This is a genomic window from Pseudomonas sp. 203-8 (assembly GCF_020708595.1).
Lineage (GTDB): Bacteria > Pseudomonadota > Gammaproteobacteria > Pseudomonadales > Pseudomonadaceae > Pseudomonas > Pseudomonas aeruginosa.
Genome location: NZ_JAJFDF010000018.1, coordinates 11,987 through 35,635, shown reverse-complemented (window position 1 = coordinate 35,635; position 23,649 = coordinate 11,987). Strand labels below are relative to the sequence as shown.

Annotated in this window: 9 protein-coding genes; all 9 read right to left on the bottom strand. The window is 67.9% G+C overall.

Going from position 1 to position 23,649, the window contains the following annotated elements; translation table 11 throughout:
* Positions 1-321: 321 nt before the first annotated feature.
* Positions 322-12,864 carry a filamentous hemagglutinin family protein gene (locus tag LJF27_RS29840; protein WP_023116730.1) on the bottom strand — a complete coding sequence of 4,181 codons (12,543 nt, stop codon included), beginning with the start codon at positions 12,862-12,864 and terminating at the stop codon, positions 322-324.
* A gap of 182 nt (positions 12,865-13,046) precedes the next feature.
* Positions 13,047-14,159, bottom strand: a complete 1,113-nt coding sequence (locus tag LJF27_RS29835) for a substrate-binding domain-containing protein (protein ID WP_003112720.1) — start codon at positions 14,157-14,159, stop codon at positions 13,047-13,049.
* An 85-nt stretch (positions 14,160-14,244) separates the two neighbouring features.
* Entirely contained in the window at positions 14,245-15,351 is a 1,107-nt protein-coding gene (gene lapA / locus LJF27_RS29830; protein ID WP_023103485.1) for an alkaline phosphatase LapA, read from the bottom strand.
* Positions 15,352-15,863: 512 nt separating this feature from the next.
* Positions 15,864-17,078 (bottom strand): type II secretion system inner membrane protein GspF, encoded by a 1,215-nt coding sequence (gene gspF / locus LJF27_RS29825; protein ID WP_023115542.1) that lies wholly within the window; start codon positions 17,076-17,078, stop codon positions 15,864-15,866.
* Entirely contained in the window at positions 17,078-18,487 is a 1,410-nt protein-coding gene (gene gspE / locus LJF27_RS29820; protein WP_023116731.1) for a type II secretion system ATPase GspE, read from the bottom strand. The genes gspF and gspE overlap by 1 nt, the downstream gene beginning before the upstream one ends.
* Positions 18,484-20,895: a type II secretion system secretin GspD gene (gene gspD / locus LJF27_RS29815; protein WP_009315212.1), complete on the bottom strand. Its 2,412-nt coding sequence runs from the start codon at positions 20,893-20,895 to the stop codon at positions 18,484-18,486. The genes gspE and gspD overlap by 4 nt, the downstream gene beginning before the upstream one ends.
* Positions 20,892-21,485 carry a type II secretion system protein M gene (locus tag LJF27_RS29810; RefSeq protein WP_003111906.1) on the bottom strand — a complete coding sequence of 198 codons (594 nt, stop codon included), beginning with the start codon at positions 21,483-21,485 and terminating at the stop codon, positions 20,892-20,894. The genes gspD and LJF27_RS29810 overlap by 4 nt, the downstream gene beginning before the upstream one ends.
* The gene (gene gspL, locus LJF27_RS29805) at positions 21,472-22,683 is read right to left on the bottom strand and encodes a type II secretion system protein GspL (RefSeq protein ID WP_009315210.1); all 1,212 of its coding nucleotides are present in this window, start codon (positions 22,681-22,683) and stop codon (positions 21,472-21,474) included. Before gspL ends, LJF27_RS29810 begins: the two co-directional genes overlap by 14 nt.
* On the bottom strand, positions 22,680-23,645 hold the full coding sequence (gene gspK, locus LJF27_RS29800; RefSeq protein ID WP_003085351.1) for a type II secretion system minor pseudopilin GspK: 966 nt from the start codon (positions 23,643-23,645) through the stop codon (positions 22,680-22,682). Before gspK ends, gspL begins: the two co-directional genes overlap by 4 nt.
* Positions 23,646-23,649: the final 4 nt, after the last annotated feature.

Sequence of the window (23,649 nt, the reverse complement as noted above, 5' to 3'; positions counted from 1 at the left end):
TCAGAGCGGAACGCGTCTTTCTCGAACGACACGCTCATTTCCAGCAACCGGTCAGCGCAACCGGGAAATGGCCGATTCCTTTCGTTCCCGTCCCTGCCTTTCACCGCTGAATTCCGTTTTCCTCATTCACACCTGTTTGACGGCAACCCCGCCGCACCACCGAACTTTTGTCATGAAAACTTCATGCGGCCGGCCATTCGCGCGCCACCGGCGGGGACGAACGGGCATTCACCCGAGAATCGACCAGCGCCTCGGAAGTTCGCAAAAAAAGGGCCCTCCGTGGGGAGGGCCTGGCGGGTATCGTGCCTCCGCGGCGGTGCCTTACAGGATCAGGTTGCCGCGCTCTTCATCGGTCAATTGGCTGCGCGCCTGTTCGCCGAGGGCTCCGGCGCCGAGCACCTGCACGGCGCTGTCCGGGTTGTAGCCCGGCGAACGACTGGCGCCGTCGCGCGAAGGCTCCAGGCGCTCGTTGCCGAACCCGAGCACCTGCACCGTGATCACCGACGGCATGCGCTGCCGCGCGGCGGCCTGCTGCTGGCGACTGACGTCCTCCGCCGCCTGGGTCGCGGAACTCGCCGCGGCGCTGGCGGAGGTCAACGCCCCGGTATTCACCGAAGCCACCAGCGGAATGCCGCTGGACTGGCCCTGGGTCTGGATGTTCGCCGCGTTGACCACCTGCAGCGCCGCCACGTTGACGTTGCCGGAAACCCGGATGCCCGCCTCGCCGGCATCGATGGTGCCGAGCGGGGCGATCAGGTCGATGTCGCCCGGTGCCACTTCGGGAATCGGGTTGAGGGTGGCGATACCGGCGCCGGTGCTGGGCACCTGTGGCGACAGGCTGACGTTGCCCCAGGCGTCGTAGATGCGCCGCGGCGGGGTGTACACCACGGTGGTCTGGGAACCGCGACCGGCGTTGATGTCGCCTTCCGCCGACCAGGCCAATATGCTGCCGCCGAAGGTGGTCATGATGCGGCTCTGGCCGAGCAGGATGCTGTCCCGCGAATAGGCCTGGATATTGCCCTGGCCCTGGGTGACGATGCCTGCGGTGGACGGCGGCGCCTCGCCCTCGATACCGAACACCTGGCGCCCGCCGGGGCTGAGCAACTGGATGTCGCCGCCGAAGTCGGTGTGCACGCCGGCACCGCCATACATGACGATATCGCCTTCGTAGCTGATCGGATTGCCCGCCGGATCGCGCTCGGGGAACAGCGCGGCGATCGCGTTGCGCCCGCGCAGGTAGCTACCCTGGCGTACCCCGCCGACTTCGTTGTACTCGCGGCCGCCGGCCCTGAGTTCGGCGAAGTACACCTGGCGGGCGAAGATCCGCTGCTGCTCGGCGGGCAGGCCGGCGAAGAACGCCTGGGCCTGTTCCGCGTCGCCGGCGAAGCCGAAGCGCTCGTTCAACCACTTGGCCAACTCGCTTTCGTAGGTCCTGACCACCTTGCCCGGCTGCTCGGCCAGCGGGGTGCCGCCCTGCGCCAGGTTGGCCGGATCCAGGTAGCGCTCGAGGAAGGCCTGATAGTCGGCCCCCGCCGCGCCGGCCTGGAGCACGATATCGGCACCCGGCCGGCTGTCGCCCGGCACCACCGCGCCGAGACTGGTGATCGCCGCGCGATCCTCCATGAGAATGTTGCGCCCGGCGCTGATCTCCAGGGTACCGGGGCCGGCGACGTTGAAGTTGCCGTAGAGGATGTCGCGGCCGGCCTGGACCAGCGAGAGGTCGTTGGGGTCGTCGTGGACGAAGAGGTTGCCGGTGAACGAGGCATCCGTACTGATCTGACTGGGAGCGCTGATACGCTGTCCCAATGGGGTTCCGGAGGCTACGATGTCGCGCCCGGCGCGCATCCAGACGGGACCCGCACCTTCATACCAGGTTTGCCCGGCGCGGTTCCCCGCCTGCTCGCCGAAACGAATCTGCGCACCGCTATTGAGCCCGACGATATCTCCTGTCAACGCATAGAAACGCGCCGGTTGCAGATCGCGCGCCAGGCTCGCAGCGCTATCGGGGCCGAAGTAGAACAGAGGCAATCCGCCAATGACGGCCGGATTCCCGTCCGGACTGCCGTTGCCGGCTATCGGGTTGAGCAGCGCGGCATCGGAGTAGCCGGCAAATGCCGGCGTCCAGATCGATGGCAGGTTCGCAGGATCGGCACCTGAGCGTTGCACCGAATAGCCACCGGCATAAATGGAGTCTCCAGCCAGCAACTCCAGTTCACCGTTGAGCGACGGTGCCAGTAACAAGGAGTAGGGAGTGGTCGAGACATTCAGGCTCACGCCTCCCATGTAACCGCTGGAAGGACCGAGATAGATACTTCCTTCCGGGGCCGCCGCACGTACTATCGATGGATAGATGAATCGCCCATCGCTAGGCGACAGGTTTCGGCCTGCCATGGGAATAGCGTTGGTTGCCTCGACCAATTGGGTGCTGGGCGTCAGGTTGCCGCCCGCCGCAAACAGATCGATCGAGGTGTGTGCAGTCCAGAGACTGAACCAAGCGATCCCGCCCCCTTGGTAGACGCTGCCATCGGGAGCCGTGAAGCCAACGGTATTCGGCACCCCCACCCTACCGGGATCAGTCACCCCGCCCAGGACCAGGTCGCCACGGGTTTCCAGACGCATGCCAGTATCTCCGGCCACCAGGGTGAGGCCGCCCGTGGAGCTAGCCAGCGTCGGGCTGAACGCATCCCTGCTGCGCACTTCGGCGGGGTCCCGCAGTAGAGTGTCGTAGCGAGGATCGATGCCTCCCAGCGCACCACTGTACAAGCTCGCGGAACCGCGCAGATTGATGAGGGCCCCCTGCAGATCGTGAATGGTGCCGCCGCTGTAAAGACCGTCAAACCCCGAACTCGAGTAGGTCTGGGTAGCCCGCGCCTCCCGGCTCGGGTTCACCTCCCCGCCAATTCTCACATTCAGGTCACCGCCGCCGCCAAGTTGCAGCGCGCCGTCGGAGGTGAGCCGGCCAGTGCCGGCAACCGCCAAGACCAGTCCCTGGCTGCGCGGATTAAGGTTACCGGACGAAGGTATCGAGCCATCTCCGCGTGGCGCGATATTGCCGGCATCACCTCCGGTTCGCATGCTGAGATTGCCGCCTCCCAGAGTGCCGAAACCGGTGAAGCCGACCAGATAGGGAGCATCTCCCTCCGCGCCACGCACATAGCTGCCGAAATTGACCCACCAGGCCGTCGGCACTCCTTCCCTATCGGCGCTGCCCTGGCGCCAGAGCCAGTTGCCGACTGCAGCGCTGGGGGGCAAGGGGCGAATGGGATCGCTACTTGTCAGTTTCTCGGCCCATTGATCGCCAACCACATCACCGCCAACGGCGATATCGAGGTTGCCGCCATGTTCCGGATACCAGGCCTGGTACTGGCTGGTTGAGAGCACTTCGTAATCCGCGCCACCGGCGCCCAGTACCGACCCATTGAACAGACCGCGAGGCTGATTGAATCCCGTCGCGACATCGGCGGCCTGCGTTCCGGCGGTATAGACGCCGTACGGCGACCATTGCGTAAGGTTACCGGCACTGGCCAGGTCAAGATCGCCAGTGCCGGTGCGCAGCACACTGAACAACTGGTTCTGCGGTGTGACCACGGTTTTGCCGAGATTCTCGATACACAGGGACGGATCGACACTGCACCACCACAGATCGCCCTCGCCGATCGCCGTACCAGCAGGCATGCCCAGGTAATTGCCGGGCGCCCAGGTCCAGCGGGGAGGCTCGGCACAATACGGCCCCAGCCCGCAGATCCATTCATTGCTCTCGTCGACCGGAGTTCCCGGGGTGATCCCCCAGTCGGTAGCCTGATCGGTGAACACCAGCCCTCCCGAGCTCTGTTCGATCTTCGCCTGATAGTGCGTATCGGCCAGGTTCAGGCTGGCCGAGGAGTCCGGACGCACCAGACGGTTGTCGGCAGCCGCGAGATCGGCACCGGCGACCAGGCGCATGGACCAGGACTGGCTACCGGCCGGCAGCATCTCGGCCAATGCCCAGTTGCGTCCCTGGCGGACACCGTCGCTGGGCCGCAACTCGATGAAAGGCGCATCGCCAGCCAGTACCACCTCGGTCTGCGAAGGGATCAGAGAACCACGTGCCAAGGCCAGCTCTCCATTGAGCAGCAGGACATTGGGTCTGCTGGGCCCCTCGCGCAGGATGCTCGGCAAGGGCACGCCCGCAGGCCAGGTCATCGCCTGCACGCTGGCCGGTGCAGCCAGCAGGGTACCGGCACCCAGCCGGCTGCCGACCTCCAGCGTCACCCCGTCGCGCAGCAGGCTGCCCGCGGCGTATAGCAGGTTGCCGGCGGCATCGTGGATGTCCGCTACCAGCACGCTGCCGGCGGCCAGGGTATAGGGCTGTTCGAGTACCGCCTCGGTGGCCAGACGGGTGCCGGCGGCCAGGGTGGTGCCCTTGATCGGCAGGTCGTAGTTGAGGGTGCGGCCGCCGAGGAACGCGGTACCGTCGCCGAGCACCACGCCCGGGCCGGGAACCACCAGGTCGCCACCGAACGGCTGCACTCCCGGGGTGAGGATCCAGCCCTTGTCGTCCGGCGAGTCCGGCGGCGGCGCGAAGCCGTCGTTGATACTGCCGTAGAGGTTCAGGTCACCGCCGGCGCGCAGCACCAGCGCGCCGACCTCGCCGGAACCGTAGACCTCGGTCAGCGGCGTGTTCGGATTGAGGCTGGCGTAGCGGTAGCCGGACAGATCGAGATCGCCCTGCACCACCAGATCGCCGTCCGCCGTTGCGCTGACGATCTCCACCCCTGGACGCAGGTGGAAAGCATCCGCGTAGGTGGCATTGGTCAGTCCGGCCAGCTTGCCGTCGAGCAACTCGCGGTTGGCCAGCGCCGCGGCGATGAACGCGCTGCTCTCGGCATGCCGCGCATCGAGGTAAGCCTGGTCGATCACCTGGTAGGACCGCCCGCCGGCCGCCGGATCGTTGCCCCAGGGCGCATCGTCGTAACGCTGCATCGCGTTCAGGGCGATGCTGCCGGCGCCGCGGATATCCAGCGCGCCGCTGGCATCGATGGCGATGTCGCCGGCGCTGACCCCGCCCAGGCGTGGCGCGTTCAACTCCAACGTGCCACGGGCGACGCCATCAACCTGTTCCGCTGGCGCCGCGGTGCCATGGCGCAGGTCCATGCGCGCGCCGCCGGCCAGGACCAAGGTGCCGCTGCCGGAACTCAGCTCGACCATCGCCCGGTTCGGGCTGTCGATGATCTGCCCGTAGCTGTCGCGCCGCAGCAGGCTTCCATGCGCATCCAGCAGCGCGTTGCCACCCAGGCTCAGGCCGCGGCCGCCGGCCAGGCGGATCTCGCCGACCTGCGCGCCGCTGGCGTCCACCGTTCCGCTCACGCCGAGCTGGCCATTGTCGAGGGACACCTCGATGCGATGCGCCTTCAGGCCGTCGCCGATCTGCAGGTCGCCTTGCTTGAGCTGGAAGCGCCGCGCGCCGAAGACCTCGCCCTGGTTCAGGCGCTGGTTCAAGGCGGTGAACTGCTCGCTCAGGCTGCCGCCATCGCCCAGGCGCTGGGCGCGGATCTCCAGCTCGCCACCGAGGAACGGCACGCGGGTGCCGCCGGCATCGTAGTCGCCGCTGGCGCCACCCAGTATGCGGCCCTGCAGGTCCACCACCCCGGCGTCCTCGGCCAACGCCACGGCGCTCAGGGTACCGCCGCGGTTGTTGCGCGCCGACAGGTCGATCAGCGAACCGGCGGCCTGGCGGATGTCGCCGGCGCGACTGCTCAGCAGCAGGTCGCCACCCCAGCTGTATTTATCCACATCGTTGAAGCTGGCCTTGCGTCCGGCCAGATCGATGCGCGCGCCATCGCCCAGCTCCAGGTCGTCTTCGGCGCTCAGGCTCAGCTTGCCGCTGGGTAGCGAGACCGCGCTATCCAGGCGGATCTCGCGGGCGCTGAGGGACAACTCGGCACCAAGCCCGGCGGTGCCGCTGTCGAAGGTCACCGCGGCAGCGCCCGCCGGCGCCGCCAGGCTGAGGCTACCGCCGCTGCTGATCCGACTCAGCGAGCCGGCCTCGCCGGTCAGCAACGGCGTGCTCAGGCGCAGGTCGCCGCCACTGTAGCGCAGGCCTTCGCCGGCGACGTAGCCGTCCAGGCGCTGGTAGACCCGCAAGCTGCCCTTGTGGTTGGCGCTGATCCGCTCGCTGGCGTTCAGTTGCACCTCGGCGAAGCCCAGCGCCAGGCGTGCCTCGTCGGTCTCGCCGGCCGGCTGGGTATTCGCGCCGTAGCCCAGGGTGATGCGCTCGGCATCCACCCGCAGGGTTCCGCTACCGCTACCGGCGCCGCCGGCGACCGGTGCCGCGGCCGGCTGGCTGGAGCCGCTCCAGACCAGGCTGGCGGTGCGAATGCTGGCGACATCCTCGCCGGTGCCATGGCCGTAGATGGCCGGGGTGCCCAGCACCAGGTTGGCCAGGCTGGATTTGCCGGTGGCCGGGTCGTAGGTGTCGAGGCTGACGCTACCGTATATGTTGACCGCATCGCGGGCACTGAGGATCAGGTTTTCCAGGGCCGGAATACCCGTCCCGCGCTCGCCGCGCAGCAGGCGCTGGAGCACCGTCTGGTCCAGCGCCAGGCCGTTCGGCAACACGCCGCGAGCGGCCGCGTCGGCCAGCGACTGGCTGGAGCCGATATTGATCGTACTCAGCGCCAGGCTGAGATTGCGTGTCCCGTAACGAACGTTGTCGCCAAACGTCACCGTACCATTGGTGGCGATACCCAGAGTGCCCTCCGAATAGAGTTCGGTGTCGGCGCAGCCCGCCCCTTCCGCACAACCTCCGAGACGAACCGGTAACGAGCTATCCGCTGCGGGTGCCAGCAGGTTCAGCCATCCGTTGGACAAGAGCAGCAGGTTACGGCCGCCGGGTTGATAGATGAAACCATCGGACGAATCGTATGCAGTCTTGCCTTTCCCCAGAGTGCTGATGCCACTCCCGCCTTCAAGGGTGATATCCCTGCCAATGATCACCTCCGGTGCGGAAAGGTGCGCGCCCTTTCGCAGCACAACGGGAAAGAGCCGGTTGCTCCCGCCGAACTGGACGAAGTTTCCTTGCTCGCCGTATTCGACGTAGGGCAGCGTGCCAATGGCGATACGGCTGGCGCCTATTGCATTCAGATCGTCCGCAACCAACGACACGCCAGCGAAATCGGAGTCGGGCAGCCCACCTTCAGGCAGAATCTCGATGCCCGCCTCGGCATCCACGATGAGGCTGCCGCCATATCCGCTTTCTTCCGGCGTGAAGTCGACCTTCCCCTCGAAGCTCAGGGCGTTTTCCCGAAGCTCCTCATCCGCGCGCAATCCCAGGTAGAGGGATCTGGCATCCACTGGCAACATCGCTCTGGGGATGTTCTTGCGCGCGGCATCGGCGCGAATGAAATCCGCATAGCTCATTTCGTTGTACTGCGAGTAGCGGCGCAGCGTATCGGCGGAAGACAGGATGACCTGACGGCTCAGACTGTCGCGGATGGACGTGCCGGCAATCGACAACTGCCCGAACGTCGCCCAGGAGCCATTGCGCAACCCCTGCGTCGCCATGGGCGCGCCTTGCCCCGCCAGACCGTTGATCTCGACGCGGAAAGCGCCCGGCAACAGGGCATAGGTCGAAGGCAGCAAGGTGTAGGTACCGGCGGCCAGGCCGGGAACGCCATCCCCGATGGTGACCTGTTGCCCGACCAACGGCTGGATGGCGCCCGCCTCGCCGCCCAATGGCGCACTAACGGCCTGGTGTCCAGGCACGATGGCATACACCGGGTTGCTGGACAGCTCCGGCAGACGGAACCCATCATTGTCCTGCTGCACCAGGGGATGAAAACGCGCATCGGTCGAACCCCCTCTGCCGGAGATGAATCCAGCCCCCGCGAGTTCGCCGCCGCCGGACAGGTCCAGCCGCGCGCCCTGTTGCACATCGACCTCGCTGGCATAAAGGCCGACTCCCGCAACCAGTGTCCCAGCAGCGAGAGCGCCCCCGGCACCGGTCAGTTGAATGGGGACCTGGTTGACCAGATAGTTGATCCCATCGGTCGTGCCTCCATAGGGCATGACCAGCTCAGCGCCGCTAACCGAGGTCAGGCTACCCGGCAACAACCTTACCGTGCCCGGGGCACGATCCAGATTGCTGCCGAACTGGATGAGCCCCAGCGGCGCACGCACCACGCCACCCTGCTCGATATTCGATGCCATGAACGCCAGACTGCCGAATACCGACAGCGGAGTGTCCGGCAAGGACTCGCCGCTACGTTCGATAGCCAAATGCCGTTCGGCATCGAAGACAGCCTGCCCCCCCTCATCCAGTCCATACCCGGCATAGAGGGTCGAACTCGCTCCCGTCACCGGATAGAGTTGGGCCGCAGTCAGTTGCAGATCGCCGTGGGTTATCAAGCGCCCCGACGGATCGCCATTCTCTGGATAGTCGCCAGCGAAACGCAGGTCGCCCTCGCTGCGCAGCGTTACCTTCTCGAAACCTGGTCGCTGATAGCGGACAGCCTCTGCGTTGACCCCATTGATCACCCCGTCGCTACCGAATGACAAGCGCCCGGCGATATCCAGCAGGCGCCCGGCAGAAACCTGCAAGCGAACCTGCTCCGCTGTCGCGGTCGGCCCGTACGTGAGACGCGGACGAAACTCGCCAGAGGCCTGCTGCCCATACATCCCGATGCCGGAAAGGCGGACATAGGGCGCCTGCAACTTCACCTCGCTCGGCCCACCACCTGTGGCGGCTATCGTCCCCGCGTACAGATTCAGGCTGCGCCCCATCGCAAGATCGATGTTCCCCTCGAACGACAGCGGACCGTTGCTGAACAACGAAAGTTGGTCGAATCCGCCGCCCGTCAGCGACTGAGTCCCAACTCGGCTCTGGCCATAGCGCAGAGCCGAATCGTCCATTCCCGGTTGCAGCAAGGTCGGTAATCCCGAATCGGCGTGCCCTGCCGTCAGGATCAGCTCGCGCATGGCCAATACCCGGTCATCCACGACAGTAAAACCTTGGTACAGGGGAGCGTCCGCAATGATCTCCAGGCTGCCGCCCGCCGCTCCCGAGCCGCCGGCTGCGGCGCGCAACGAGCCGTCAAGATACAGCCCATTGTAGGAACTGAGAGCGATGCGCCCGCCGTCGCCGGCCAGCAAAACCCTTCCCAGTCCCGGTACATCCAGCTGTGCCTGGCTGCCGGAGGCCTCCAGTCGTGCACCGGGGCGTACGATGACGAACGCATCCGCCGAGGTCGCGATCGCCTTGCCCGGATCGATCTCGCCGCCGATGACGATGCTGCCGCCGGACTGCACTTCTCCATAGCGGCGACCGCGCCCATCCAAGGCAGTGACAGCGCGGCCGGCAACATCCAGCAATGCCTGCTCTCCAATCCAGATGGAGCGAGCATGGGGCTGGCCTTGCGCCTTGGGCTGATTGTCCTGGGTAACGTCGAGCGCGCCGAACTGCTGCTGGCGCACGTCGATGCGTCCGCCCCAAGCGTTCAGAGTGCCATCCAAGGTGATCTGTCCGGGACCGCGCAGGACGATGGCGCGCCCCGGATCGACCTCGACCAGCGAACCGCGCCCCAGCTCCAGCGTCTGGCTGGCGGGATCGAGCTGCCCGAGGATATTGCCGTCGCCGCCTGCCTGCAGGTACAGGTCCGCCCCTTCGCGTTGGACCAAGCGTCCGGCCAAGGCATCCTCTAGGTACAGCGGCGGTATCCAGGCCTCCAGCGCCTCTCGCGGCGCCTCGCCAGCCGCGACCTCGCCGGCCCCGCTGGCGAAACGGTAGACCGGCCGCGCGACCCGCACCTGGGCATCCTCGGCTACCGTCAATCCGGAGCGACCGACCACCCGGTAGCTGGCGAAGCCCTGCTGGAAGAAATCTTCGGCCAGTTGCAGGCTGCCATCCCCGAGGTCGTCGCCGCCGATCCGCACCTTGCCGCTCTGCAGCGACAGCGTGCCGGCGCCACTCGTGCCGAGACCATTCAATGTGCCGCCCAACTGCAATTGGCCATCGCTGGCCTGCGCCAGCCCGGCACTGGCGTGCAAGGCGATGTCGCCGCCGCGTCCGCCCAGTCGCTTGCCGTCGGCCAGCAGCGCCGCCCCGGACGACACGTCGAGCAGACTGCCCTGTCCCAGGCTCAGGTCGCCGCCGCTGCGCAGGGAAATCCGTCCGCCGTCGCGGTAGGCCAACGTATCGTTGTCCTCCGGCGCCAGCAGCAGGTTGCTCCACAAGCCGCTGGCATCCAGTCGTACACCATCGCCCACGCGCAAGATGCCGGCTTCGCGGCCGGCATCGACGAAACCATCGATCGTCCCGTTCGGGGAAATCTGCGCCAGTACGTTGCCGGCCTGCAGGCTGCCGCCATGAGCGGTGATGTCGGCGTCGATCGCCACGTCGTTGGCGAACAGGATCGCCTCGCCGCCATTGGCCAGGGTCAGCGCGCTGTCGACGCGGATGCTCTCGCCGGCCGCCACCTTCAGGCCGCCCAGCTGGAAGCCGTTGAGCAGTTCGCTGTCCAGGCTCAGGCGGCCCTGGCGCTCGGCGGCCACCGGAGCGTCCAGGGTCGGCTCCTCGGCCGCCACCTCGCCGGTACCGATGACCACCTGCTTGAGGCTGCCGGCATCGGCGCCGAGAGCGTACTCCAGCAGGCCGCTGCTCTTCACGTAGTAGGGGGTGTAGCGCCCGACGACCAGCTGCGCGCCGCGCGCCACGGCATTCTGCGACTGGTTGTAGCCGTCCAGGCCGGCCTGTGGCGCTTCGGTCTGCCGCTCGCCGCGATAGGTATCGCCGACCACCTGGCCGTCGAGCCGCGCATTGGCGCTGCCGATCACCAGACTGCCGGCGTCGCGGCCAACGCTGTAGCCGTTCTCGTAGCGCTGGGTCGGCGCGATCAGCGGATTGTAGAAATAACGGGTCTGGTCCCAGCGCTCGCTGTGTGCCTCGTAGCCGCGGTAGATGCCGTCGTAGAGCAGGTCACCCGGCGCCGAGCCGAGTTCGTAGAGGCGTCCGTCCGAGCCCTTCAGCCAGGTCTGGCGGATGTAGCCGCCCTGCACATCGAGGGTTCCGCCGGACAGGTTGATCTGCGAACCGGCCTGGGTCACCACGTCGTTGCCGGTGAAACTGACGATGCCGCCCTGGGCCATCCACTCGCCCGCCGAGTGGCCCTGGGTGCCCAGGTAGCCACCGACCTCCAGCAGGCCGCCAGCGGTGTACCAGCGGTCGCTGGCATAGCCGTTGGTGCCGGCAGGCACCCGTACCAGGTCGCGCACGTCGACCCACACGTCCTGGCTGTTCAGACCGCCGCCCTCGCGGTTGACCGAGGCGTCGCGCTGCTCGTTGCCGCGCACGTTGACCTTGATGTTGTTGGTCTCCATCGCCACCTGCACGCCTTGCGCGCCGGAGACATCGATCACCGCGCCGTCGCGCAGCAGCGCGCGCTGGCCAGCGTTGACCGCCACCTGGCCACCGCTGGCGAGGGTGATGGAGCCGTCGCGGAAATCGACGCTGCCGGCGGAGTCGATCTCCACCCGCGACAGGTCGCGGCGGTCGTCGTCGCCCCGACTGACGGCGGCACTGGAGCCGTTCAACGGCTTGAGCAAGGCCTCGCGCTGGCTGTCGAGGGCGGCGCTGCCGCTGCTATCCACCAGGATGGCGCTGGTGGCGCCTTCGGCCAGGGTGATCCGCTCGCTGGCCTTCAGGTGCAGGGTGCCGCGGCTGTCCACCGAACTGCTGGAAAGCAATACGCCGGCCTGCTCCACCTCGCGGCCGCTGAGGCTGATATCGCCGGTGGCGGCCTGCACCAGGCCGCTGTTGCGCACCCGGCCAGCACTGCTGTCGGCGGCGAAGCCCGGCAGCACCTCGTTACCGCGGGTGGTGGAGGTCAGGTTGCCGTCGGTGCCCTGGCCACGGCGGATGACGAAGCTGTCGCCGGCGGACAGGACCGTCTGCCCCTTCGGCGTGACGATGCTGCCGGCGTTGTCCACCTCGCTGCCGAGCAGCAGGACGTAGCCGCCGCCCCTGGTCGAGCCGGACGGCGCTGCCGTGCGCAACTGTGCGCCCTGCTCCACGCGCACGGCGCCGGCCGCGTCGGTGAAGGTCGGACGGCTGCCGGCGTTGTCGTAGTAGAGGCCGCGCTGACGGAACTGTTCGTCCGAGATGTTCGCCGCCGCCACCGTCAGGTTGCGCACGTCCACCTGGCTGCTGCCGGAAAACACCACGCCGTTGCGGTTGACCAGCATCACCGTGCCGTCGGCCTTGATCTGCCCCTGGATCTGGCTGGGCCGCGCGCTGGGGTCGTTGACCCGGTTGAGCAGCGCCCAGTCGGCGTTCTGCTGGAAGTCCACGGTGGTGTTGCGGCCGACGTTGAAGGTTTCCCAGTTGAGCACCGCCTTGTCGGCGGTCTGCTCGATGCTCACCGTGGTCTTGCCGGCGGCCTGGGTCTGCACCGGTCCCTTGGCGTTCTGCCAGGCCTGCTCGAACGGCAGCGAGGCGTCGACCTTGAGGCCGCCCTCGCCGAGCCCGTCCGGAACATCCTGCGGGAGATTCAGCGCCGCCTGGCGTCCGGCGGCCTGGGCGGCCTGCTGGGCGGCAATGGCGGCGACGGTGTTGTTCAGGTTGGCCATCGAACGCTGCAACTGCTGGTTGACCCGCTGCTGCTGCGCCAGCGGCGGCGGCGCCCCCGGCAACTGCGCTCCCGGTCGCGGCGCCCCGGCAGCGCCGCCCTGCGCCGCGCCCTTGGCGGCGAACCAGGCGGCGCTGAACGGCTGCCCGGCGGCCTGGGCGCCCCCTGCGACCAGCAGCAGGGCGATGGCCTGGGCCAGCGGCTTCAGGCGCGGCGCGTAAAGCGCGCGGGAGGAACGGGCGGACGACGGCGAACGGGACGGCATGGCGAAGGGGTCCTTGAGCATGAAGTCGGTCGGGCGCCCGCAACGACGCCCGTTACTGGTAGACGGCCTGGCGGAGGGTGGGCCGAAGACTTGTCATGGAAAGTTCATGGAGCGGAGCGAGGAGCCTGGGCGAACGGAAACACGACGGCAGCCGGATTTCAGCCACCGTCATGCCAGGTCACTCATGGACGCCCTTTGCCGTTGCAGACGGAGGGATTGTTGATCGCGAGGTTTTCGCTGGTACCAGTGATGAAGGCGCTCATGATGGCGCTCTTCCAGGAAGCGACCAGGGGTACGAAACGGTGGTCAGCTACCGCTCTATTTGTAGTGGTGCCGCCATAATGCTGGGTAAGGAAGGCACGCAGGTCGGCGGCAACAGTGGCATCCTTGTAGCACTGGCCAAAGACAAAGTTGGTATAGCCGACGATGGAGTAGCCTGCGTTCGGGTTGACGAAGACCGGTATCCACTTGCTCGGATCGGCGCGATCTGCAGCGACACCCGGCGGAGCCACGCTACGAACAGCGATCACGCGATTGGCTAGAGTAGGGAGCAAGCCATTCACTCGCGCGATCTTTGAATTGTCGCTCAGGTCCACACCATCAGGCCCCTCATAGCCGATCGAGCCTGACACATTGTCGACGGCATTCCTGACACTTTCATAAGGCTGTACTGCCACCCAGTTGCTCGGCAGCGCACCGCCGGCCGGCAGACGGGCGTTCGTGAAGATCGAGTTGGTGGCGAAGCGAGTCGGGCAGACCGAGTTCAGGTGGCGGGTCAGCAACTCGGTGGCTCCACTGCCGCCCCGCTGGTAGACGATACGAATCGGCGTACGGTCGGCGGGGTTCCCCAATAGTTGCCCCCAAGTGACCTTGGCGCCGGAAAAGGCATCGCAGAGCTGGGCACTGGTCAGGTTCAGGTCGGTAATATCGGGCTTCTTGTAAGGAATGGTTACTGCGGTACCCGCCAATGGAATCTGGATCAGTGGACCATATGCGCCTCTATAGTTGGTTGAATAGGCGCTCAGTTCGCTGCTACTCAAGATCGAGTCACTACCAATGTAGTGGACGGTGCCGGTAGTAGCGCCAAGCAGCATGGGGTTATTCATCAGGAAAGCGGTCTTGCCAATGCCGCTGCCGCTTGCGGCATAGCTGAAGTTGATTGGCAGGATGCTGTCGGCAGAACCTTTGTACAACTTGGCCGGCATGGAAGCACCACCGCCGGTCACCGTAGCGCCCAGCGTTGTATGACTGGTCAAGAGCGTCAGAGCAACGACGCCAAACATTGGCTTGAGCATGAAAACCTCCTGGGTTCCCCACAAGAAAAAAGACCGGCAGCCATAGGGCTGCCGGTCCTCGTATCGATTCGCCTAGGCGAAGCGCTTACGGGCGGCCTTTGGTGTTGCAGACGTTGGTGTTGCCGATGGCCAGGTTTTCGCTGGTGCCGGTGTAGAAGGCGCTCACGATGGCGCTCTTCCAGGCCGGAGTCAGCGGGATGAAGCCATGGGCGGCAACTGCGGCGTTGGTGGTAGTGCCACCGTAGTGCTTGTTGATGAAGGCGCGGACGTCGGTGGAAACGCTGGCGTCCTTGTAGCACTGGCCGAAGACGAAGTTGGTGTAACCGACGATGGAGTAGCCGGCGCTCGGATTGGTGAACACCGGAACCCACTTGCTGGGGTCCGCACGGTCGGCGGCGTTGGCCGGCGGAGCCACGCTGCCCAGGGCAGTGGAAACGTTAGCCTGGGTCGGCAGGTTGCCGTTCACACGGGAAACCTCGGCGTTGCTGTTGATGTCCACCGCATCCGGGCTGACATAGCCGAGGGAGCCGTTGGTTGCCTTGACGGTCGACACCACGGTGGAAGTGGCGGCGACGCCAACCCAGTTGCTCGGCAACGTACCGCCGGCCGGCAGACGGGCGTTGGTAAAGGTCGAGTTGGTGGCGAAGCGAGTCGGGCAGATCGAGTTCAGGTGGCGGGTGAACAGTTCGGTGGTGCCGCTGCTACCGGTGCGGTAGACGATGCGGATCGGCGTGCTGTCGGTGGTGCCCAGCAGTTGACCCCAGGTGGTCTTGGCGCCGGAGAAGGCGTCGCAGAGTTGGGCGCTGGTCAGGTTGAGCGTGGTGTTGCCGTCCTTGCGATAGGGCACGGTGACCGAGGTGGCTACCGACGGGATCTGGATCAGCGGACCGTAGGTGCCGTTGTAGTTGCTGTTGTAGGTGGTCAGTTCGCTACCGCTGAGGACCGAGTCGCTACCGGCATAGTGAACGGTACCGGTGGTGCCGAACAGCGAGGAGTTGTTGGTCAGGAAAGCGTTCTTGCCGGTGCCGCTGCCGGTCACGGCATAGCTGAAGTTGGCCGGCAGGATGCTGTCGGCGGAGCCTTTGTACAGCTCGGCCGGCAGGGAAGCGCCACCGCCGGTGACGGCCATGGCTTGGGCGGATACGAGGGCGGCCACGCTCAGCGAGGCAGCGATCAGAGAGCGCTTGAACATGAAGAATCTCCTTTCATCGTGGTGTTGGTACGTTGAGGAAGTCGTCTTGCATGAGGCGGCGCCGTGCTTGCCGGGCTTTGCATCCCTAGCCGGTCGAAGGGGCCGCTGGGGATAAAACTCGCAAGTTCCGGTGACAGATCGGGGAAAAAATCTCGGGAGCATCGAATTGTTTTCGCAGCCTTTCCTCGGGTGTTCGCAGGCTCTGCGCCGGGCCTTTTCGCGGGACCTGCGAGGTTCCGCGAGCGCCTCCCGGCGGCCGGCCCGCGACGGCCATGGCGCGCCCTCGGGGCAACCTCGCTGAAACATGCACCCGAGCCCTGGCGAGGGGCCACACGGGTTGATGACAGCGAGAGGAAGGCCGGCTTGCACAAGCCCACCCGTAGGGCGGATTACGCCAGCGGCGTTATCCGCCGATACCTCTCTTCGGAAGACTGCTGAGACGCCCCATCCCCACGGCGGATAGCCGCGAGCGGTTAATCGCCCAGCACGGGAAAGGCTTGTTCAGGCACGGACTACTGGACCAGTTGGTTCATCTCGATGATCGGCATCAGCACCGCCATCACGATGGTCAGCACCACCCCGCCCATGACCACGATCATCAGCGGCTCGAGCAACGCGGTCATGCCCATGGCGCGGCGCTCGATGTCGCGCGACAGGGTCTGCGCCGCGCGGTCGAGCATCGGCGGCAGCGCACCGGTCTTCTCGCCGCTGGCGATCAGGTGGGTGAGGATCGGCGGGAACACCTGCCGCGTGCGCAGCGCCGAGGCCAGCGAGACACCTTCGCGAACCTGCGCGGTGGCCTCCTCCACCGCCTGCGCGAGGCAGTCGTTGGCCAGCGTCTGGCGCGCCGCATCGAGCGCGCGCAGCAGCGGTACACCAGCGCTGCCGAGGATCGCCAGGGTGGAGGCGAAGCGCGCGGTATTCACCCCGAGCACGAAGCGACCGAGCAGAGGCAGGCGCAGCACTCGCCGGTGCCAGCCGAGCCGCGCCTGCGGGTCGCGCAGGTACAAGCGCCAGCCCCAGTAAGCGCTACCGATGGCGCCGGCGCAGAGCCAGCCCCAGGCGCGCACGAAGTCGCTGGCCTGGAGCATCGCCCGGGTCAGCGCCGGCAGGTCCTGGCGCGCCTGGGAGAAGGCGCTGACCACCTGCGGCACCACGTAGCCGAGGAGGAAAATGACGATGCCGATGGAGACCACGCCGACCACCGCCGGGTAGGTGAACGCGGTGAGGATCTTGCCGCGCAGGGCGTTGCGTTCCTCGATGTAGTCGGCCAGGCGCTCCATCACCTGGGCCAGGTCGCCGGACTCCTCGCCCGCCGCCACCAGCGCCCGGTAGATTTCCGGGAAGTCCCGCGGCCGTGCGGCAAGGGCGTCGGCCAGGCGCATGCCGCCGCGCACGTCGCTGCGCACGGCGCTCAGGGTCTGGGCGATGTGCTTGCGCTCGGCCTGGTCGAGGGTGGCGCTCAGCGCCGCCTCCAGCGGCAGGCTGGCGGCCAGCAGGCTGGCCAGCTGGCGGGTGGCCCAGGCCAGGTCGCCGTCGGACAGGCGCGGGGCGAACAGCGCGCCCGCCCCTTGCCCGGTCCCGCCGCCAGCCTGCTCGCGGACCTCCAGCGGGGTCAGGCCGCGGGCGCGCAGTTGGCCGAGGGCGCCACGCTGGCTGTCCGCCTCCAGGGTGCCGGTCTCGATCCGGCCCTGAGCGTCGGCGGCTTCGTAACGGAAGGTCTGCATCAGGCGTCCCGGGTCACGCGGAGGATTTCCTCCAGGGTGGTGGAGCCGCTGGCGATCCAGCGCTCGCCGTCCTCGCGCATGCTGCGCATGCCAGCCGCGCGGGCGGCTTCGCGGAGATCCTGCTCGGCGCGGCCCTGGTGGACCAGGCGGCGGATCTCGTCGTCGATCACGAACAGTTCGTGGATGCCGGTGCGCCCGCTGTAGCCGGTCTGGTTGCAAGCCGGGCAGCCGACCGCGCGCCAGCCGCCGTCCTCTTCGACCCGGCAATGCGTGCACAGGCGCCGCACCAGGCGCTGGGCGAGTACGCCAAGCATCGACGAGGCGAGCAGGAACGGCTCGACGCCCATGTCCACCAGCCGGGTCACCGCCGACACCGCGTCGTTGGTGTGCAGCGTGGCCAGCACCAGGTGCCCGGTGAGCGAGGCCTGCACGGCGATCTGCGCGGTCTCCAGGTCGCGGATCTCGCCGATCATGATGATGTCCGGGTCCTGCCGGAGGATCGCCCGCAGGGCTACGGCGAAGGTCATTTCGATGCGCGCGTTGACCTGGATCTGGCTGATCCCCGGCAGGTCGTACTCCACCGGGTCCTCGACGGTGAGGATGTTGCTGGTGCTGGCGTCGAGCCGCGCCAGGGCGGCGTAGAGGGTGGTGGTCTTGCCGCTGCCGGTGGGCCCGGTGACCAGCACGATGCCGTGCGGCTGGCGGATCAGGTTGTCCAGCGGCGCCAGCACGCCCGGGGCCATGCCCAGAGTCTCCAGCCTCAGGCGTCCGGCCTGCTTGTCGAGCAGGCGCATCACCACCCGTTCGCCGTGGCCGGTGGGCACGGTGGAGACGCGAATGTCGATCGGCCGCCCGGCTACCCGCAAGGCGATGCGGCCATCCTGGGGCAGGCGTTTCTCGGCGATATCCAGCTGCGCCATGATCTTGATCCGCGACACCAGCGCCGCGTGCAGCGCCTTGCGCGGCGCGACCACGTCGCGCAGGGCGCCGTCGACGCGGTAGCGCACCACCGAATGGGTCTCGAAGGGCTCGATGTGGATGTCGCTGGCCTCATCGCGCGCGGCCTGGGTCAGCAGCGCGTTGATCATGCGGATCACTGGCGCGCCATCCTGGGTGTCGAGCAGGTCGGTAACCTCGGGGATATCGTCCATCAGGCGGTCGAGGTCGACCTCGCTCTCCGCCGCGCCGACCACCGCCGCGGCGCTGCCGGTATCGGAGTAGGCGCTGGCCAGCAGGGTGTCGAGCTCGTCGTCGCGGACGCTCTCCAGGCTGGCCAGCGCATGCCGCTGGCGCACCTCGCTGATCGCCCAGCCGGGCGTCCGCGGGCTGACCAGCAGGGTCGCGCCATGCTCGCCCGGCCGCAGCAAGGCGCGCTGCGCCTTGGCCCAGGCGTAGGGCAGCAGGCTCATAGCGGCGCCGCCTCGCCCAGCGGTACCGCGCGCAGCGGCCGCGGACTCGGGCGCAAGTCGTAGGCGGCCTGCGGGATGCCCTGCTGCGCCGGCGGCAGCACCGGAGCCTGCATGTCGCCGACGCTCCAGTCGTGGCGCGGCTGCACGCGCTGCTGGGCGCGGCGGATGAAGTCGTAGCGGTTGAGGGTGATGCTGCGCCCGGCGGCGGCGTCGCGGACGATGTAGGGACGCAGGAAGACCATCAGGTTGGTCTTGGTCCGCGAGCGCTTCTGGTAGCGGAACAGCGAGCCGACGCCGGGGAGGCTGGAGAGTCCGGGAACGCCGTCGGTGTTGTCCTGCACGTTGTCCTGCAACAGGCCGCCGAGGACCATGATCTGGCCGTCGTCGAGGAGGATGCTGGTATCGATCGCGCGCTTGTTGGTGACCACCCCGGCGGCGGTGCTGGCGCGCTCGTCGACGCTGCTGACCTCCTGGTAGACGTCGAGCTTGACCGTTCCTCCCTCGGAGATCTGCGGACGGATGTTCAGCTTCAGGCCGACGTCCTCGCGCTGGATGGTCTGGAACGGGTTGTTGCTGGTACCGCCGCCGTCGGTGACGTACTGGCCGCTGACGAAGGGTATGGTCTGGCCGACCATGATGCTCGCCGACTCGTTGTCCAGGGTCAGCAGGTTCGGGGTCGACAGGACGTTGGTGCCGCCGCGGCTCTTCAGCGCCCGGGCGAGCACCTTGAGGTCGAGGATCTTGCCGATCCCGGGGATGTCCACGGTGCCATCCACCAGGCCGATGTTGAGCCCCTTGGGCAACACGTCGATGGTGTTCTTGCCGGCCGTGTTCAGCGCCGACTGGCCGAAGTTGACCCCGCCGAACACGCCGTTGCCGCCGAGGTTGCCGGCCTGCCACTGGATGCCGAACTCGCTGGAGTCGTCTTCGCTGACCTCGACGATCAGGCTTTCGATCACCACCTGGGCGCGGCGCTGGTCGAGCAGGTCGATGACTTCGCGGAGGTTGCGGTACAACGGCTCGGGTGCGGAAATCAGCAGGGTGTTGGTGGTGGCGTCGGCCTGTACGGTGACCCCGCCGGCGGAGAACGCCGAGTTCTCCTCGCCCATCGCACCGGGTCCGGCGCCGCCCTGGCCGCTGCCCATCGCACCATAGGCGCCGCCGCTGCGGTTGCTGCCGCCCAACCCGCTGGAACCGCTGCCCGTGGTATTGCCGCTGCTCCCCAGGCCCTGGCTACCAGTACCGCTGTTGCCGCCACCGAGCATGCCGCCGCCGCTCAGGCGCGCGCGCTGCTGGTCGCCCTCGTTGCCCTCGCCGCCGCTGTCGCCGGTGATCAGCCCGCGCAGGGCCTGGGCCAGGCGGGTCGCCTGGGCGTTGCGCAAGTAGACCACATGGAGGTTGCCGGGATTGCTTTGCACGCTGTCCAGCTTGCCGATCAGGTCGCGCGCCAATTGCGTGCGCTCGGGGCTCGGCGAGCGGATCACGATGCTGTTGGAGCGTGGGTCGGCGAGCACCACGGTCTTCTGGCCCTGCTCGGCGCCGCCGCTGCCCTGGCTGTCGAGCAGTTCGGAGACGGTGCTGGCGATGTCCACCGCGATACCGTTCTGGATCGGCACCACGTCGGTGTCGCTGGCGCTGGGGATGTCGATGCTGGCGATGATCCCGGCGACCCGGTCGAGGTTTTCCGCGTAGTCGGTGACCACCACGGTGTTGTTCCCCGGATAGGCATTGATCGGGTTGTTCTGCGCGACGATCGGGCGCAGCACCGGGATCAGGTTCACCGCGTTCTCGTAGCGCAGGCGGAAGGTCCGCGTGACCATGCCGTTGGCCGCCGGCCGGTCGGCGCCGTAGACCGGCCCGCCGAGCAGCTTGGCGTCGGCCTCCGGCACCACCTGGCTGACCCCGTCGACGTCGACCACGCTGAAGCCCTGCATGCGCAGGGCGCTGGTGAGCATGCGGTAGGCGGTGCGCGCCGGCACCTGGCCTTCGGAAACCAGGGTCAGCTTGCCCTTCACCCGCGGGTCGACCAGGAACTGCCGGCCGGTGGCGCGCGACAGCGCGCGCACCACCGCTTCCACCTCGGTATCGACGAAATTCAGGCTGACCGGCTGCTCGCCGAGTTCGGCCGCTGTCGCTGAGACCGGAGCCACGCCACCGGAGCGCGCCACGCCGCGTCCGGCACTCAGCGCGCGGCGGGCCTGCTCGGCCTGGGGCCGCTCGCGGACGTCGGCGCTGCGCAACGGCGCACCGGAGCGGACACTGCTCAGCGGCCGGCCGACTTCCTCGTCGGCCGGGGGCACGCCGGGGACCTTCGGCGTCTCGCTACACGCCGCGACCAGCAGCGCGCCCAGCGCCACGCCCAGTACAGGCCAACGACGCCGGGCATGGTGGAAAGCTGATTGCCTCATGGGGAATCCTTGGGAGCGGAAGACGACTGCAAATGGATCGAGGCGGACACCAGCCCGCCGGACGGCTCGCTCGAAGAGCCAGAGCGCTCCTCGGAAGGAGCGTCAAGACGCGTCACCTGCGCCTCGCTGACGCTCAGGCGCAACGCCGCCGGGCTGCGCGCCAGCCAGCGCAGCAAGGCCTCGCCGGACACGCTGGCGAAGTCCAGTTGCCATTGGCCCGGTTGCGGGGCGTCCAGTTGGAAACCGTCGAGTCCCTGATCGCGCAGGCTGCGACGGATCGCCTCGGCGTCCGCCGTACCGCTCAGGGTCGGACCGCGCAACGCCTCGACCTCGCGCAACACGCCGTCCACCGCCGCGGCCTGCGCACGCAGGCGCGGCAGCTCGGCTTGCCAATGCTCGATCCGCGCCAGCGGCGGATCGATGAACACTTGCCAGGTCAGCGCCAGGCATAGCGCCAGGCCACCGCCGGCGAGAATCTTGCGCTCGCGCGGCGCCAGTTGCCGCCAGTAGGCCTGCAGCCGCAGCAGCAGGGGACTCCAGCGCTGCGCCGGGGTATTCAGTAGGCCCGCCAGGCGCTTATTCATCTTCATCGGCAGCCGCCTCGGCAGTGCCACTGTCTGCCGCGCCAGCGGCCGGCGCTGGCGGCGCTTCCATGGCGCGCACCTGCCAGCCCTTGTCGGAGGCATCGGCCTGCAACCCGTGCTTGCCCAACTCGCCCTGCCAGGCAGCGGCATCGCCGCCTGGCGGTCCCGGCAGCAGCTCCAGGTCCAGTTCGCCGGCGTGGTAGTCCAGTCGTTGCAGGCGCCCGGCGAGGAACGGCATCGCCTCGCCGGCGCCATGCAGCAGCGCGGCCAGCCCCGGTACGGCATCGCCATCGGCCTTGCCGGCCAGATAGGCGTCGCGTCGCTCGCGAGCCTGGCGCAGCGGATCGAGCACCACCGGCAGTTCCGGGAAGGCCTGCTGCACGCGTTGACTGCTCTGCCGTTGCAAGGACTGGCCCTGCCCGGCCAGTTGCCCGGCGTACAGGTTCAGACCGGCGACCCACACCAGCAAGGCCAGGGCAGCGCAGATCAGGGGCATCTTCCAGGTGCCGTTGCCGGCGCTCGTCGCCGGCGCTTTCAGCGCCAATCCCCACGGACTGGCAGGCCCGCTCCAGCGCAGCGCTTCGTCCAGCGCCTCGGCCCGCTCCAGGGCTGCGGAGCGCCACGCCGGTCGCTCGCCCAGCCAGAACAGTCGCAACTCCTGCGGGACCTCAGCGAGGCCCTGCTCCGGCAAGGGATGGACCGCAGCGTCGCTCAGCGAGCGGCGCAACAGCAGATGGCCGTCCCACTCGCCGGCCACCCAAGCGTCATCGCGCAACGGCAGGAGGAACGGCGCGGCCTGCACCTCCCGCACGTCGAGCCGCAGCCGCTGCACGGCCTGCTCCAGCGAGGCCAGCGCCGACGCCTCCAACCACCCCAAGGTCAGGCGCCCGTCGGCGCCGCGCGGGCCGTGGGCCAGGCGTAGCTGCGCCGGATCGCCGAGGACCAGCGCCTCGGCCGCGCAGTTCACCGCGGCGGCGAGCTTCGCCGCAGGCAGCGCCGGCAGTTCGAGACTGACCAGGCGGCAATCGCGCGGATGCAGGAACAGCGCCACCGGCAACCCCTGGCGTCGCCGCGCCAGTTCCGCGAGCGAGGCCTCGATTCGTTCCTGCACCGCGCCGCGCGCATCCAGGCGCAGGCAATGCAGCGGCGCCGCCTCGGCGAACTCGCTCAGCGGCGGCAGCAGGCAACGCCAGGTGGCTTTCATGAGCCCACCCTCACCCAGTTGACCGCCGTGCTTTCACCGGCCTTGCGCTGCACCAGGGCTTGCAGGCGCACCTCTTGCCGGTCGCGCCGAGCATAGGCGGTGAGCAGGAACCAGTCGCTGGTGATCCCGACCTTCACCGACTGCGCCTGCAATTGCGGCATGTTCAGGCGGTTGACGAAGTCGCCGCGATTGAGGAACCAGCGGCCCCGGTCGCGCTCGCCGAGCACCCGCCGCGCCTGGTCCAGCCCGAGGCCGGGGACACAGGCGGCGAGCACTTCGGCGCGCGCGGTGTTGCCGTTGATCCAGGTGGTTTCGGGCAGGATGGTGACGTAGGGCCGCAGGCGTTCCAGGGTCGCCGGCGGAATGCCCAGCCGGGCCAGGTCGTCGAGACGCCTGAGCGCCGGCATGCGCGCCGGAAGCGCACGCAACACGGCGCCCGGCGAAGTCTCGCGGCCGCTGTCGAAGCCTGCGGGTTGCGTCTCGGCCGGCGGCGCTTCGGCGGGCAGCCGTGCATAGGAATCGAGTACCCGCTCGACGATCAGCCGCGTCTCCTTCGGGCGCACGCCGAGCAGACCGGCGAGGCGTTCGAAGTTCGCTCGCTCCTGGAGATCGGGGCGCTGGTCGACCAACAGGTTGCGCAGGTTGAACTTGCCCTGCTCGTCTTCCAGTTGGCCGTTGAACGGCAATTCGGCGCTGCTCAGACGCAAGCCACGCATCGGTTGCGCCCAGCGCTGGTCGAGGCGGGTCAGCGGGTCGCGGCGGCTGTCCTCGAGCAGCAACTGGCGGCTCCATTCCAGGCCGCCGCGCAGCATCCAGCCGGCCTGGATGCGTAGCTGCTCGCTTTCCAGGGCGCGGATGAATGCGCTCTGGCGGGCGATCAGGCCGGCGGCTATGACCGCGACCACGGTGACGATCAGCAGCGCGCTGATGATCGCCATGCCGCGCTGGCGATGACCGTTCATGGCG

Coding starts and splice junctions, on each gene's coding strand:
- LJF27_RS29840 (WP_023116730.1), bottom strand. CDS start 12,864: ATGCCGTCCCGTTCGCCGTCGTCCGCCCGTTCCTCCCGCGCGCTTTAC.
- LJF27_RS29835 (WP_003112720.1), bottom strand. CDS start 14,159: ATGCTCAAGCCAATGTTTGGCGTCGTTGCTCTGACGCTCTTGACCAGT.
- lapA (WP_023103485.1), bottom strand. CDS start 15,351: ATGTTCAAGCGCTCTCTGATCGCTGCCTCGCTGAGCGTGGCCGCCCTC.
- gspF (WP_023115542.1), bottom strand. CDS start 17,078: ATGCAGACCTTCCGTTACGAAGCCGCCGACGCTCAGGGCCGGATCGAG.
- gspE (WP_023116731.1), bottom strand. CDS start 18,487: ATGAGCCTGCTGCCCTACGCCTGGGCCAAGGCGCAGCGCGCCTTGCTG.
- gspD (WP_009315212.1), bottom strand. CDS start 20,895: ATGAGGCAATCAGCTTTCCACCATGCCCGGCGTCGTTGGCCTGTACTG.
- LJF27_RS29810 (WP_003111906.1), bottom strand. CDS start 21,485: ATGAAGATGAATAAGCGCCTGGCGGGCCTACTGAATACCCCGGCGCAG.
- gspL (WP_009315210.1), bottom strand. CDS start 22,683: ATGAAAGCCACCTGGCGTTGCCTGCTGCCGCCGCTGAGCGAGTTCGCC.
- gspK (WP_003085351.1), bottom strand. CDS start 23,645: ATGAACGGTCATCGCCAGCGCGGCATGGCGATCATCAGCGCGCTGCTG.